At 69.0% G+C, this 13,091-nt stretch carries 13 protein-coding genes and 1 pseudogene; 4 read left to right on the plus strand and 10 right to left on the minus strand.

Features of this window, described 5'->3' with window-relative positions; all coding sequences use genetic code 11:
- The first annotated feature begins 906 nt into the window (after positions 1–906).
- On the plus strand, positions 907–1,437 hold the full coding sequence (locus tag O1G21_RS41940; RefSeq protein ID WP_270151811.1) for a Tn3 family transposase: 531 nt from the start codon (positions 907–909) through the stop codon (positions 1,435–1,437).
- A gap of 562 nt (positions 1,438–1,999) precedes the next feature.
- Here the strand turns inward: O1G21_RS41940 and O1G21_RS40480 are convergent.
- A complete protein-coding gene (locus tag O1G21_RS40480) occupies positions 2,000–3,187 on the minus strand; it encodes a GDSL-type esterase/lipase family protein (protein WP_270151812.1) in 1,188 nt (395 codons plus the stop codon).
- A gap of 4 nt (positions 3,188–3,191) precedes the next feature.
- Positions 3,192–3,773, minus strand: coding sequence for a TetR-like C-terminal domain-containing protein (locus O1G21_RS40485; RefSeq protein ID WP_270151882.1), 582 nt, complete (start codon positions 3,771–3,773; stop codon positions 3,192–3,194).
- Positions 3,774–4,069: 296 nt separating this feature from the next.
- Between O1G21_RS40485 and O1G21_RS40490 the strand changes: the two genes are divergently transcribed.
- A complete protein-coding gene (locus tag O1G21_RS40490; protein WP_270151814.1) occupies positions 4,070–5,023 on the plus strand; it encodes a recombinase family protein in 954 nt (317 codons plus the stop codon).
- Positions 5,024–5,082: 59 nt separating this feature from the next.
- Here the strand turns inward: O1G21_RS40490 and O1G21_RS40495 are convergent.
- Positions 5,083–5,362 (minus strand): annotated as a pseudogene (locus O1G21_RS40495) (Tn3 family transposase); the annotation flags it as partial.
- Positions 5,363–5,760: 398 nt separating this feature from the next.
- On the opposite strand from O1G21_RS40495, the gene O1G21_RS40500 reads away from it, so the two are divergent.
- Positions 5,761–6,015 (plus strand): SMI1/KNR4 family protein, encoded by a 255-nt coding sequence (locus O1G21_RS40500; RefSeq protein ID WP_333493575.1) that lies wholly within the window; start codon positions 5,761–5,763, stop codon positions 6,013–6,015.
- On the opposite strand, the gene O1G21_RS40505 is transcribed toward O1G21_RS40500, so the two are convergent.
- The 4 genes from O1G21_RS40505 to tgmA all read right to left on the minus strand — a co-directional run bounded on the left by O1G21_RS40505 (position 5,999) and on the right by tgmA (position 8,426).
- The gene (locus O1G21_RS40505; RefSeq protein ID WP_270151816.1) at positions 5,999–6,421 is read right to left on the minus strand and encodes a hypothetical protein; all 423 of its coding nucleotides are present in this window, start codon (positions 6,419–6,421) and stop codon (positions 5,999–6,001) included. The two genes, O1G21_RS40500 and O1G21_RS40505, sit on opposite strands and share 17 nt — an antisense overlap.
- Positions 6,422–6,439: 18 nt before the next feature.
- Positions 6,440–6,907: a recombinase family protein gene (locus tag O1G21_RS40510; RefSeq protein ID WP_270151818.1), complete on the minus strand. Its 468-nt coding sequence runs from the start codon at positions 6,905–6,907 to the stop codon at positions 6,440–6,442.
- Positions 6,908–7,188: 281 nt separating this feature from the next.
- Positions 7,189–8,154: an ATP-grasp ribosomal peptide maturase gene (gene tgmB / locus O1G21_RS40515; protein WP_270151820.1), complete on the minus strand. Its 966-nt coding sequence runs from the start codon at positions 8,152–8,154 to the stop codon at positions 7,189–7,191.
- Positions 8,154–8,426 carry a putative ATP-grasp-modified RiPP gene (tgmA, locus tag O1G21_RS40520; protein WP_405000859.1) on the minus strand — a complete coding sequence of 91 codons (273 nt, stop codon included), beginning with the start codon at positions 8,424–8,426 and terminating at the stop codon, positions 8,154–8,156. Before tgmA ends, tgmB begins: the two co-directional genes overlap by 1 nt.
- Before the next feature lie 216 nt (positions 8,427–8,642).
- Here tgmA and O1G21_RS40525 point away from each other — a divergent pair, with 216 nt between their 5' ends.
- A complete protein-coding gene (locus O1G21_RS40525) occupies positions 8,643–9,278 on the plus strand; it encodes a TetR/AcrR family transcriptional regulator (RefSeq protein ID WP_270151822.1) in 636 nt (211 codons plus the stop codon).
- Positions 9,279–9,776: 498 nt separating this feature from the next.
- Here the strand turns inward: O1G21_RS40525 and O1G21_RS40530 are convergent, their stop codons facing one another.
- From O1G21_RS40530 to O1G21_RS40540, 3 genes are all read right to left on the minus strand, one after another.
- Complete coding sequence (locus O1G21_RS40530) at positions 9,777–10,532, minus strand: hypothetical protein (protein ID WP_270151823.1); 756 nt, start codon at positions 10,530–10,532, stop codon at positions 9,777–9,779.
- A 444-nt stretch (positions 10,533–10,976) separates the two neighbouring features.
- Positions 10,977–12,404: an MFS transporter gene (locus O1G21_RS40535; protein WP_270151824.1), complete on the minus strand. Its 1,428-nt coding sequence runs from the start codon at positions 12,402–12,404 to the stop codon at positions 10,977–10,979.
- Positions 12,401–13,057 carry a TetR/AcrR family transcriptional regulator gene (locus tag O1G21_RS40540; protein WP_270151825.1) on the minus strand — a complete coding sequence of 219 codons (657 nt, stop codon included), beginning with the start codon at positions 13,055–13,057 and terminating at the stop codon, positions 12,401–12,403. The genes O1G21_RS40535 and O1G21_RS40540 overlap by 4 nt, the downstream gene beginning before the upstream one ends.
- Between the last annotated feature and the right edge of the window lie 34 nt (positions 13,058–13,091).

Consider the following 13,091-nt stretch of genomic DNA (forward strand, 5'->3'; position numbering starts at 1 on the left):
GCAAAGGCGTTACATCGCTGCACGTCGGGAAGTGTCCTCCCCGCACCCGCGGGGTCAGCCGCCTGACATGAAGTCGCTGATTAGGTTCGCCGCGAGGGTCAGCCGTCGGACACCGAGGTGATGGTGCCGGCCCGCGGTTCCCCGCATCCGCAGGGGTCAGCCGTGCGGTTACTCCGGTTCCGCCGCAGACGGCATATCCTCCCCGCACTTGTGGGGGTCGGCCGGAGGATGCGGGCATCACGGCCGCCACCTGGAGGCCCTCCCCGCACCCTCTGTGGGGGTCAGCTGCCGGCCCCAGTCGGATCGGCGGCGGCGTCACCACTTGCGCGGGGCCGAAGACGAATCCGTTGTCGAAGGTCAGGTGGCCCTCGGGCGTCGCCAAGCTGAACCAGGCGATCACCGACGTGGTCAACGCCCACGGCCAGCTGGACATGTCCCGGGCCTGGGGCGACGGCACGGCGGTGGCCGCCGACGGCACCCACATGGACGCCTACCTGAACAACCTGGTCGCCGGGACCTCGATCCGCTACGGCCGGCCCGGCGGCATCGCCTACCACCACGTCGCCGACACCTACATCCCGCTGTTCACCCACTTCATCCCCTGCGGCGTGTGGGAGGCGGTGTACATCATCGAGGGGCTGCTGAAGAACGAGTCCGAGATCCAGCCGACCACGATCCACGCGGACACGCAGGGCCAGAGCTACCCGGTGTTCAGCCTGGCCCACCTGCTGGGGTTCGAGCTGATGCCGAGGATCAGGAACTGGAAAGACCTGGTGTTCTTCCGGCCCACCCGGCAGACCTCCTACGTCCACATCGACGCGCTGTTCGGCGAGGCGGGGCGCAACGTCATCGACCGGGACCTCATCGAGCAGCACTTCAAGGACCTGATGCCGGGTCGCGCTGTCGGTGCGCGAGGGCACCGTGTCCTCGGTGCTGCTGCGGCGCCTGCGCTCCGGGTCGCGCAAGAACGCCCACTACGTGGCGTTCCGCGAGGTGGGCCGGGTGATCCGCACCATCCAGCTGCTGCGCTACCTCACCGACCCGCAGATGCGCCGGCGGGTGACGGCCGCGACCAACAAGGTCGAGGCGTACAACGGCTTCTCCGAGTGGGTGCGCTTCGGCAACCGGGGCGTCATCACCGACAACGACCCCGTCGAGCAGGAGAGGGCCGTCAAGTTCAACGCTCTGCTCAGCAACTGCCTGATCTTCCACAACACCCTGGACATCGCCCAGGCGGTGCGCCAGCTGCAGGCCGAGGGCTGGAAGGTCGAGCCCGAGGACCTGGCGGAGGTCTCGCCCTACCTGACCGAGAAGATCATGCGGTTCGGCGAGTACTCCACCCACGAGCTCGACCTGGCGCCGGAGGCGTACGAGCAGCACCTGGACGTCGACTTCGCCAAGCTCGACCCGCAGGACCAGGTCGGCGCCGGGCAGTAGCCGCACGTGCTTCGGGGCGGGGCCGACGCCGCGGCGTGCGGCTTCGACCACCCCGGCGCTCCCGGCTACGGCCGGGCGAGCAGAGCCGGGCCTACACCGAGCCAGCGGCCGACGTCGATGGTCGGCTCGGAGCGGGGACGGCCGCTCATGGACCAGGCGGTCGATGAGCCGGCGCAGGCCGTCCCGCTCGGTCTCGGGCGCGCGCACCCGCTCCGGACATCGGCGTCGATGAGCCACAGTGGGTAGGCGCCGATCGTGATCCGGCCCCGGTGTGCTTGGTCAGGTGGCGGTTGCCGATCCGTCGGAGCAGTCGTACCCGGCGGCGAGCGCGGCGTGGTCGATCCGGTCGCCGAGCGGGTGTCCGCCGGCGGTCCAGGCGTACCAGATTCGGGCGCCGCCGTCGGGGCGGTGGAAGACGATCCACAGGAAGGTCTCGGGGGGTCGAAGTCGGCGGCGATGCCGTCGGCCACGGCCTTCTCCACAGGGGTCGGGTCGCCGGTGGGCACGAGCACCATCGGCGCGGTCACCGTCATCACGACACGCTCTCCCCGCCGGGCACGGGTTATCCGGGGCAGCCGGTCGTGATGGCGAAGGGCCCGTTGTTTGCGAAGACGAGCTTGGCGAAGTTCTTGCCGATGCGGCGGTGTCCCTCGGGGCTGGGGTGGATCGCGTCCGGCAGGGGGAACTCGTCGTGGTCGCTCTCGCCATAGAGGTCGAGTCCGTCGAGGTAGTGGAGGTTGGGGTCTTCGGCGGCCCGCTGTTTGACGGTGTCGGCCAGGACGTCGCGGACGATCGTGAGCGTCAGCCGTCCGGCGGCGGTCTCGGCCGGATCACCGGTGGCCTTGAACTTCAGGGTTCCACTGGAGAGATCCGGCATGAGAGGTCCGGGGGTGTTCTCGTGGGTCGGACACAGGATGGGGGAGACCAGGAGCAAGGGGGTGGTGGGGTGGCCCTCGCGGATGGTGTCGAGGAAGCCGTGGATGGCGGGGGCGAAGGCGCGCAGGCGCATGGCGTCGCTGTTGACGACGTTGATGCCGAGCTTGAGGCTGATCAGATCTGCGGGGGTGTCGCGCATCGCGCGGGCGGTGAACGGGTCGACCAGTGCGCTGCCGCCGAATCCGAGGTTGATCAGCTCCACATCGCCTGCGGAGGCGGCCAGCGCGGGCCAGATGGTGCTGGGGAAGACGGCGTTGGATCCGTGGCTGATGGAGCTGCCGTGGTGCAGCCACACCCGACGCCCCTTGTCCGGGGCGGGCTCGACGGGGGCGTCGGTGCGCAGGGCGATGACCTCGGTGATCTCCGCGTGCGGGAGCCAGATCTCGATGTCCTTCTCGCCGGTGGGGAGGTCGGTGAAGTGGGCGGTGCCGACGGGGCCCGGGGTGAATTCCGCAGTCTGGGTCTGCATGTCAGTGATGGTGCGCAGGTTCCCGCCGTCCACGGTGGCCTGGGCGGTGAGGCGGCCGTCGACCAGAAGGTCGTAGATGCCGTCCGGCGGGGGCGGGAAGCCCCGGTAGACACGTTTGGTGGGCAGGGTCTCCAGGCGGATGGTGGTGGCGCTAGTACGGAAGGCCAGCCGGACACCGGAGGGCTGGGCCTCGGCCACGGCCAGCAGGTCGTCGGGGATCTGGCGGCGCGCCCAGGCAGGCAGCCGGTGCGGCAGCAGGCCGTGGGCAGTCTCTTCCACGTCGAGGTGCCCGCGCAGGAAGTCGGCGGTGACGGGGGTGGTGATCAGGTTCTGTTCGGTGCTCATTGCCTCAAACTCTTGATTCTGGGGTGCACCGGCTCCGCAATGCGGTGTCGAGGCAGTCAAGGGTCCAGGCCCAGGACTGCTGAGCGGCGACGTCCGTGTGGTCGAAAGCGCCGGCCGCCTCCAGGGAGGCATAGCCGTGGAAGACGCTGCCCAGCATGCGGACCGCGTGCGTCTGGTCCGGCTCAGCCAGGTCGTAGCCGCGCAGGATCGCCCGTGTCATCTGTGCATGCCGGACGCCGGCGCTGGCCGCGGCAGTCTGCGGGTCGAGCCGGTACCGCGCGGCTTCGTACCGGCCGGGGTGCGCCCGGGCGTAGTCCCGATAGGCGTTCGCGAAGGCTGTCAGGGCGTCCTTGCCCGCGCGCCCGGCCACGGCTTCGGCGACCCGGTCGGCGAGTTCCTCCAGTGCGAACAGCGCGATCCGGGTCTTGAGCTCGTGGGAGTTCTTCACATGCGCGTACAGGCTCGCCGGCTTCACGTCGAAACACCGGGCGAGCGCGGACAGGGTCACCTGGCCGAAACCGGCCTCATCGGCGAGTTCCGCACCAGCGAGCGTCAGCCGCTCCGGGCTCAGTCCTGCCCGAACCACAACCATCACCCACTCTCAGTTTGCCTATAGTCAATATGCATCTACCTACAACCTATAGGCAAACGCTGCACTCATTAAGGTTTCGCGACCCTACCGAAGGGGGTGAGCGCGACGGCAGGGCCTATGAAGCCGCACGGTCGCCCCCGCCTTGATTCGCACAAACGGTCCTTTCCGGGAGCAAGACCGGAAAGGGTCACCAGGGGTGACCCGGGCGCCCAATCGGTTCTCAGAACTCGTTCTCACCCAAGTGGTGCCGGACCCCTGTTCTGGGAATGGTTCGTGAGAGGATTTCGGGTGTGACGGGCCCTCAGGACGCCATCGAGAGCGACGCCGACGACGTCGAGCGCCACGACTGCCCGCGCTGCGGCGTCCAGCCCGGCTCGCCCTGCCGCTCGCGCTCGGGCGCGGTCGCCGGGATCTACCACACCGGCCGGTTCAAGAAGGTGGCCCGGCTTGCCAAGCTGCTGCGGGTGCCGACCCCGGCCGACCGCGGCCCCGGACAACCCTGGAGGCCCGGCACCCCGCCGCCGGCCGCGCCCGAGACGGACACCCCTGGCGCGGACATCCGCATCGGGTACGCCCGCTGCAGCCACCTCACGCAAGAGCTGCAGTCGCAGCTGGACGCGCTCAGCGCGCACGGCATCCCCCGTGACAAGATCTTCTCCGAGAAGATCAGCACCCGCATCCGGGTCCGCCCCCAGTTCGAGGCCGCGCTCACCCTCGCCCGCGAGATCAAGGCCCACGCCCCGCACTGCCGCGTGCTGTTCACCGTCTACGAGATGAAGCGGCTCGGCCGCGACGCCGCCGAGCTCACCGCGCTGGCCGACCACCTCACCGCCCACGGCCTGGTCTTGGAGATGCTGGCCGGGCCGCTGCCCGGCATCTACGACCCGTCCGGCCCCGGCCGGATGCTGTTCGGGTTCTTCGCCGCGATGGCCGAGACGGAGCGCGAGAGCATCCGCGAGGTCACCCTCGAAGGGCTCGACGCCGCCGCCCGCAAGGGCAAGCACGGTGGCCGGCCGCCCGTCATCACCGACGACATGCTGCACACCGTGCTGCGACGTCGGGCGGCCGGCGAGTCGGTCGAGAAGATCCGCCCGGACCTGATCATCCCCACGGGCAAGCGCAAGGGCCAGAACCCCGGCCTGGCCAGCATCTACCGGGCGCTCGCCGAGCACGAGAAGCGCCAGGCATACCCCGAAGCCGTCGAAGCGGCCCATGCCGACTTCGCCGCCTTTCAGACCAACTGACGGCGGATCGGCCTACGAGATCATCTCAATGTGGGTTTCGCAGGCACCTGGGCCGGACCCCAGTTGCCCTCCACGCTCATCGTCGTGCCGTGCCGGATCGCCCCCCTCGACCATCGCCGCGACCTCCGACGCGGACGCGCGAAGGGTCTGGGAGTGCACCACCACCGAGCCGCGCTCGACGTGCCAGTACACCAGCACGCCCCGGCCGCCGTAGCGCGAGTGCCACTCGGTGAACAGGTTCTGGTCCCAGGAGCGGAAGTGCGTGGAGCCCGAGGCCACCGCGGTCGAACCCGCGCCCCACAGCTCGCTCTCGCGGGCGGCGAATGTGGCGCTGGCGATCCTCCCGAGGGGGACTCGGGCAAGGAACCCGATACTCAGAATACCCTGAGGCTTGTTTTAGACAACTGCCAACCCCACCCACTCCCCTAGAAGAATCGCGCGCGCCCCTCCCCCCACTTTCCCCACGTACACCGGCCACCCTGCAGCCTCGCGGGTGGAACGCCTCGGCGATTGTCTAAAGCATTGCTGCCGAGAACCTGTCGTCCCGGCCCTCGGCGGCGAATGTTCCCTCTCGGGAGTCCAGCACTGGTAGGAGTCTGTGATCTGGTGCTCTGAGTTCATCCGCCGTCGCGATCTGATGGTGATCCTGCGCGACCATGGTTCACGGTTTCTTGCCCGCGATAGTCCGAGCGGCCCCACCTGAACCTCTGGGCCGACAAGGGCACTCCTGTTCGGCTGTGATCAACATCGACGGAGCCCGTCTCGGAGCCGACGCCGCCCGCCGCCTGCGGCAGGCCGACTGCTGCACCATTGAACCTGGCCTCAGCGATGACGAGTTTGAGCGCATCGAGGAGGAGTACGGCATCCGGTTCTCCGACGACCACCGCGCCTTCCTGGCAGCCGGCCTCCCCGTCTGCTCGCCACCCGAAGAAGGGGTGCCGTTAACGATCGTGTCAGCCCCAAATGCGCCGACGGCTACTCGGCAGCCGTGATGCGGGCGGCGTAGACCCGGTAGGCCTTACGCGCAGCGGGCCCGGCGGATTCGGCGGCCAGGGCCGCGCTCTGCTGGAGAGCGGTGCGGTGGAGTTCGAGCGGCGCGGTGATCCGGAGCGAGTGGCCCTGGCCGCGGCGGATGACCCGGCCGGAGGCGAGCGCCTGGCGGACGGCCTCGGTGCCGGCGATGGCGAGGTGGTCGGCGAGCAAGCCGGGCAGGTCGAGCACCACGTCCGGGTCCGGCGCTGGCGCGGCCTGCTCACTGGGGTCGGCCGGGAGGACGTCGAGTTGCTTGGGCAGTTCGCGGGCGCCGGCGGCGTCCAGGATGCGGCGGATCGTCTTCGGGTCGACCTGGTGCTGGCGGGCGAGGGCCTTGACGGCAGTGCCTTTACCGAACGCCTCCACGACGTCGGCGGCCTGGTACTAGCTCAGCGCGGCGGGGCGGCCGAGCGTCTTGCCGGCGGCTTCGGCGGCGGCGACGCCTTCGCGGGTGTTCTCCGAGATCATGTCGCGCTGGAACTCCAGCACGGCGGCGAGCACGTTCACCATCATCTTGGTGCCGGGGTCGTCGGAGGCGAGGTCGATGCCGGACAGCAGTCCGGACTCGACCCGCAGGTGCAGGCCGCGGCGGATCAGCACCGGCCGCAGGGCGAGGATGTCCGCCACCGAGCGGAAGAGCCGGGCGGCGTCGGCGATGCGGACGGTGTCGCCGACGGCGGCCTCGTTCAGCAGCCGGGTGAAACCGGCGCGGTCGAGCGAGAGCTGCCGGGTGGAGGTGGCGGGGTCCTCGTAGACGGGGGCGCCGGCGGCCAGCAGCGGGGCCAGGGCGTGGCGCTGGCGGGCGTCGGTCTGCTTGTCGGTGGAGTGCCGCAGGTAGAGCCGGTCGGCCATGTGCTCTTCGCCTTCCCCGGGTGGGCCGAGCGGGGCCCAGCGGTGTCCGCGGACCACCCTAGCGGGGGCGGAACGGGGAGGCGGAACAGTGGACCGGATTCGATTGGATCGGCGGCCGGTTCCGGCAGGTCGACGGGCCGAGCCGATTGGATCTGCGAGAGGGGGCGGAATCGACCGATTCCGCCCCCACGGCGCCATTCAACCGCAGAGTAAGCAAGCCAGGCTCACCTACTTCTGGCCGACTCATCTGGCTACGGCCGACATTCAGATGGCAGGCCGGTTCACGTTTCGGGACCCTTCTGAAGTTGGTCAGCGATAGCGATGGCGATCGAGTCGGTGATCGAGTCGGGTTGCCATGCCCACTGTCCGTTGGGGTTGCACTCAAGGAAGTACCAGTCGCCGGCAGCCGTGACGGCGAAGTCGAACGCGCCAAAGGCGAGTCGGTAGGTGGCGAGATAGGCGAGAACTGAGCGCGCGACCCGGGCGGGGATGTCGATCGGGGCGCACTCCATCAAGGATTGGCGCTGCCGCCAGTCGAGATCAGGGCTGTCGATCCGGACCGCGAACAGCTGGTTGCCAACAGCCGTGACCCGTACGTCGCATTCCTTCTCCACCTTGACTTGGAACAGGTGGGGGCAGGCAGCCACCGCAGCCGTGATCTCATCCGCCCGCACCTCCCGCACCCACACCTGTTGCGCCTGGCCGTGAACCTTGTACGGGGTGTTCCATAGCGGCTTGTAGACCACTCCACCGGCCTGATGGGCGATGAACTCCCGCGCTTGGTCAGGGTTGTTGGTGATCAAGGTGCTGGGGACCGAGAAACCGCTGCGCTGTGCGGTGGCGAGCTGGGCCGGCTTGTACTCCGCCGCCCGGTTGTCCCATGGGTGGTTCACGTAGTGGGCTCCGGGGAGCGACGCCAGGATCCCGCCGACGCCCCACTGGGATTGTGATCCGGCGAACCGACGGTCTTGTTCATCCAGGCCGCTTGGACCTTGGAAGGGCGAGGGGCGGCGTATCCAGACGGAGCGAACCTCGGTGAGGTCGATTTCTCGGCTTGGCGTGCGTAAGGTGCCGCGCTGATCGCCTGTGCGATATGTGGCGGTCAGCGCAGCACCTGCATGCAGGTCGACCCCGGGGTCGAGACGCACCACCGAGACCTGACGTTCCGCGAGGATGCGCAGGACCACGTCAGCCGTCACGTCATGGTGGTTGGTCAGTACCAACACCGACCCACTCGGGTCTGTCATCACCAGCCGCTGGGGTTGTGGTCCGAGTCCGAATCGTTGTCTGAGTCGGAGTTGTTGTCGGAGTCGTAGCTATCCGGACCACTCGTGCTCGTAGAGTTCTGCGTGCTGCTGCTGACGTTGGTGCTTGTGGAGTTCGAGGGGCTACTGGTAGCCAGGTAATTGCCGAGCTCGACCATGTGGCCGGCCCCGTCGATGATCACGGCGATCTGAGTCTCGGGGTCGATCACCGGGGTAAGCAGGGAAACCGGGTTGGTCTCGGCATACGGCGCCATGCGGGTGGCTCCCCAGGGGGCGTCGTGGTCTCGTGTTTCCATCGTTCTCCCATTCTTCCAACTGTCCGCGTGGATGAGGCCCCTCCGCAGTTGAGCGGGGCCCATAGGCGGTCACCGCGACTTTTTGGTACTCGCCGCCGCATTGCCGACTACCACATCTGTGGTAACACACTTGGGCGGCGCATACAAGGTGTCGACAGACAAAGGGAATTGACTGTGAATCAGGATCGTCGTGATCTGCTGGGCGACGCGGCCATCTCGGTGCTGGCAGAGGCTGGTGGGCGCGGTCTGACCCACCGGGCCGTCGACGCAGCCGCGAGGGTGCCACTGGGGACCGCGAAGAACTACTTCCCGACCAGGGATGCCCTGCTGCGCGCGGTGGCGGAGCGGTGTGTGGAGCAGTACCACGCCATAACGGCACAGGTGACAGCCTCCGAAGCGGGGCCCACCGACCGCGAGGGCCTGGTGTCCATGTTCCGTGGGCTGCTCGCGAACCTCGCCGGGCCGGGGCGCCCCCGCATGCTCGCCTTCCTGGAACTGCAGACCGAGGCCGCTCGCAAGCCCTGGCTGTCAGCGATCCTCGACCAGATCGCCACCGCCGACTTCACGGGCTTCGAACGGGCCCAGCGGGCGGCCGGGCTTCCCGTCACCCCGCAGCGGGCCGCAAGCGTCACGCTCGCCCTGCACGGTGCCATCCTCCACCTGCTGGCGGACGGTCCCCGCACGTTGGCTGCCGCCGGCCTGGACGACCCCGATCAGTTTGTCCGCAGTCTGCTGGATGCGGTGTACCCAGAGCGCCCGATCTCCTCGGCCCCGGTGTCCCAGGTCGGATCCCGGGCCCCCAGACGGTAGCCCTGCCTGCTGCGCCGGTCATCGTGCGCCGTCGGCAGGACCGGACTCCCCCCGGAATTTCCTCGTCATCGGCCAACCACTCGCAGCCGTCCGCGGTGAAGCGCACCCAGTCCCCGCGGTCCAGGTCGTACATGCCCCAGTACTCGGGGCCGAAGACAAATCCGTTGTCGAAGGTCAGGTGGCCCTCGGGCGTACCGGCGGTGTTCGCCACCACAGTCCCGGAGAACCTCTCCGGGCGGAAGCCGCTGTTCATCCACCCGTCGGTGATCTCCAGTCGGCGGCCGATGAACTTCGACCAGTCGACGCCGGCGGGGCACCTCGGCGCCTTCGCGTGCCACTGCCGCCAGGGTTGCTCGCCACTCATGTCCATATCCTTTTCATTCGAACTGGAGGGTCAGCAGCCGAGCCCGCCCAGGTCGGCGCGGCCGATCTCCAGGCGTGAGGCGAGGTTGAGCTTGACCTCGCCATAGGGGCGGACGTGGCCCCAGAACAGCGGGGTCAGGCCGCGCCGGTCGGCCGGGCCGAGCAGATCGGCCCACTGCCCCTTGGTGCCGCGGTGCTCGGGGGCGCTCTCGCCCAGCGGGTAATAGGTGGTGTTCCCAGCCTTCGCGTACCGCTCGACCAGGGCGAGCGCGTCGAGCACGGGCCGGTGTTGGTGTAGGAGGCCCTCAGCGTGGTCTGCACCGTGCGCCGGTACACCGGGCCCTTCGTCCGGTACTCGTGGACCAGCTCCTTGAGCGTCTGCTCGCCCCCGCGCACCGCCGGGAACACCACCTCGCGGACCTCGCCGCCCGGCTCGGCGAGCGAGGCCTCGGCGATCTGGAACAGCAGGTTCTCCTTGCCCGAGACCCGCTTGAAGGCGTTGATCAGCTCGTTGGTCACCTTCTGCTCGGCGCGGGCGCCGATCCGGTGCACGGTGGCGATCAGCAGGTCCACCAGGCAGTCCGTCACCTCCCGCTCCCGCTCGACCAGCAGCGCGGCCAGCAGGGTGACCGCGGACTCCGGCGAGCGGCGGCGAAGGTGGGAGGGGGACTCGACCACCGCCCGCTGCCGCCAGCCGGTCAGTACCCTGGGCGCCACGTCCGCGAAGTCCATCCGGCCCCGGGGGAACCGGCCGTGCCGGGTGTAGAACTTCAGCAGCAGCGCGAAGCCGACGCGCGTCCCGCCGCGTTTCCCCGCGACCAGGTCCACCTCGTCATCGAGCACCGTCCAGTGCTCCACCAGCTCGTCCATGCCCACCGGCTGCCGCCCCATGGCCCCGCATCATGCCGGACAACCCCAGGTCAACGCGGACAAACGACCAAAGATCACCCGCATTTGGGGCTCATGACACGGTCGTTACCGGCACCCCAACCCGAAGCCGACGCGGGCGACCCCCGCCCGCGCGGGCATACTCACACTCTGGCTCCCGGTCGAAGATCGAAAACCCGATACCTAGGACGGATGGCAGTCGGCGGTGGTACATGTCTGGCGGACCGGACCAGGGCCTCAAGATCACGTCATGGCCCGTTTTGCACGTACCTTGGCTGGACCCCCTGCTGAGCCGCCGAGAAACCACAGTCACGCACGTGCATTTCCACCCAAACATGGTCACTTACGGGGTGTGATGCACTGACCCTTTGAGCCTGCCATCGTTTGCCGACCCCGAAGATCGGTCTGATACATGATCGGATCAGCCTGGGTGTGTTCGGCGGTTGCTCAACTGTTTGCGTGTCGAGCGGGTGCTGCCTGTGGTGTTGGTGCTTGCGCCAGGCGTGAGGCGGTCGTGTCGTCTCCTTCTTGGTGGGCCTGACGCCGGGGCAGCCGCGACGCGGGCAGCAGGCCGAGAGCGGCGAGTGCGGCCAGGATCAGCAGAGTGGAGCTCATGGTTGAAGCAGCCGTGCCGGCTGCGCTGGCCGCGACGGCGATGCCGAGGGTCGGCCCGATATTCATGGCGGTCTGCTTGAGTCCGCTGACGACCCCGGCGTACCCGGGCGGCGCGTCACCGACGACGGTCCCGGTGGCGGTGACCATCACGGTGGCGAACCCGGCACCGATGGCGGCAAAGGCTGCAGCCATGGCCATCCATGTGCTGGCGGGACCGAGCCGGGACAGCCCCGCGACGCCGACCACGACGAGGACCGTACCGGCGATCGCGGTGCGGCGCGCACCGTACCGGCGCAGTGCGGCAACCGCGGCAGGTGAGCCGAGGACCATGAGCACGGTCAGCGGGAGTACGCGCAGACCGCTGTCGAGTGGGTCGAGTCGAAGTACGTCCTGGAGATAGAAGGTGGCCCTGAACAGCGCGCCGAACAGGCTGGCGGTGGTGACCAGCAGGATCGCCATCGACGCGGTCACCGGTACGGACCGCGCTACGGCCAGCGGAACGATCGGGTGTGTGGTGCGGCGTTCGTGGCAGGTGAGCACCGTTGCGATGCCGATGACGGCGAGGCATTCGAGCAGCGTCGGCGCGGCGGTCCACCCCCGCGCGGGTACGTCGGCCAAGGCGTGGACCAGGATTGCGAGCGCGACCGCTAGCAGGCCCGCGCTGGTGAGGTTGAGCCGTGGAGAGTCGGCACGTTGAGGTGCCGGCGTCCGTACGGCGAGGGCGAGGACGGCGATGACGAACGCGAGGGGCACGTTGACCCAGAAGACGGCGCGCCATCCCAGATGAGCCACGAGAACACCGCCCAGGAGCGGACCGGACCCTGCCGCCACCGCGATCGCACTGGTGCGGATGGCGATCGGCTTGCCGAGCCGGTCCGCGGGATACGCCAGCCGTAGCAGCGCGAGCGTCGCAGGTTGCAGGAACGCGGCGAACCCGCCCTGCACCGCGCGCAGGACGATCACCCAGCCGACGGTCGGCGCGAGCGCGATCCCGGCCGAGGCAGCCCCGAAACCGAGGACGCCGACGAACAGCAGGCGCGGGTGCCCGTACCGATCCCCGAGGCGCCCGGCGATCACGAGTAACGCGGCCACGGCGACCAGATAGCCGGTGCTCGTCCACTGGATCTGCGCCACGCTCGCGCCGAGATCACGCTGCATGCCGGGCTGCGCCATGAGCAGGATGGTCCCGTCCAGTGCGACGATCACCGCGCCGACCACGCTGACCAGAAGTGCAATCTGCCGCTGTGCGGGTGCGGTCATGAGGTCACCGGGCCGAGGTGGGCGTCCAGAACTGCCGCGATGAGCCGGTCGCGTTGGTCGTCGTCGGGGTCGCCGTCCAGCGGTGGGGCGCCGAGGGCGAGTTGCAAGCTGCCCCAGGCCCACAGCTGGGCGATGCCGTGCAGGTTTGACCACAGGGCGGCGGCGGTCACCGCAGGCGGCGGTCCGGCCTCGTTCGGCCCGTCGGCGCGTCGCGCGGCATCCCGCTCCGATCGGCATCGGGCGACGAGTCCGGTGAACTGTCCGAACAGCGGGAGGGTCGACTCGCGCAGCCTCGGTTGGTCCGATGCCTGCGCCGCGCCGTCGAGCAGGTCGTGCCGCCACATGAGTTCGAACATGCCGCGGCGTTCCAGTGCGTACCCGACGTACGCCCGCGCGAGAGCCTCCAACTGGCCACGCGGTGTGGTCGTGCCGACGACCGCGGCCTCGAACATGGCCGCGAGATCCTCGAAGCCGCGACGGCCGATAGCCGAGAGCAGCGCGTGGTGCGTGGGGAAGTACCGACGCGGCGCCCCGTGCGACACCCCCGCCCGACGGGCTATTTCCCGCAGGCCCACGGACGCGGAGCCCTCGGTCAGCACAAGGTCGACCCCGGCATCGATCAACCGCTCCCGAAGGGAGCTCCCATCAGTCATAGACAGTGTCTACCATCATTCATAGACACTGTCT

The sequence above is a fragment of the Kitasatospora cathayae genome (assembly GCF_027627435.1).
In the GTDB taxonomy this organism is placed as follows: Bacteria; Actinomycetota; Actinomycetes; order Streptomycetales; family Streptomycetaceae; genus Kitasatospora; species Kitasatospora cathayae.

Bases quoted from the DNA above. Each gene is read 5' to 3' on its own strand.
- O1G21_RS40480 (WP_270151812.1), bottom strand. From the start codon at position 3,187: ATGAGCACCGAACAGAACCTGATCACCACCCCCGTCACCGCCGACTTC.
- O1G21_RS40510 (WP_270151818.1), bottom strand. From the start codon at position 6,907: ATGGCCGACCGGCTCTACCTGCGGCACTCCACCGACAAGCAGACCGAC.
- tgmB (WP_270151820.1), bottom strand. From the start codon at position 8,154: ATGACAGACCCGAGTGGGTCGGTGTTGGTACTGACCAACCACCATGAC.
- tgmA (WP_405000859.1), bottom strand. From the start codon at position 8,426: ATGGCGCCGTATGCCGAGACCAACCCGGTTTCCCTGCTTACCCCGGTG.
- O1G21_RS40530 (WP_270151823.1), bottom strand. From the start codon at position 10,532: ATGGGGCGGCAGCCGGTGGGCATGGACGAGCTGGTGGAGCACTGGACG.
- O1G21_RS40535 (WP_270151824.1), bottom strand. From the start codon at position 12,404: ATGACCGCACCCGCACAGCGGCAGATTGCACTTCTGGTCAGCGTGGTC.
- O1G21_RS40540 (WP_270151825.1), bottom strand. From the start codon at position 13,057: ATGACTGATGGGAGCTCCCTTCGGGAGCGGTTGATCGATGCCGGGGTC.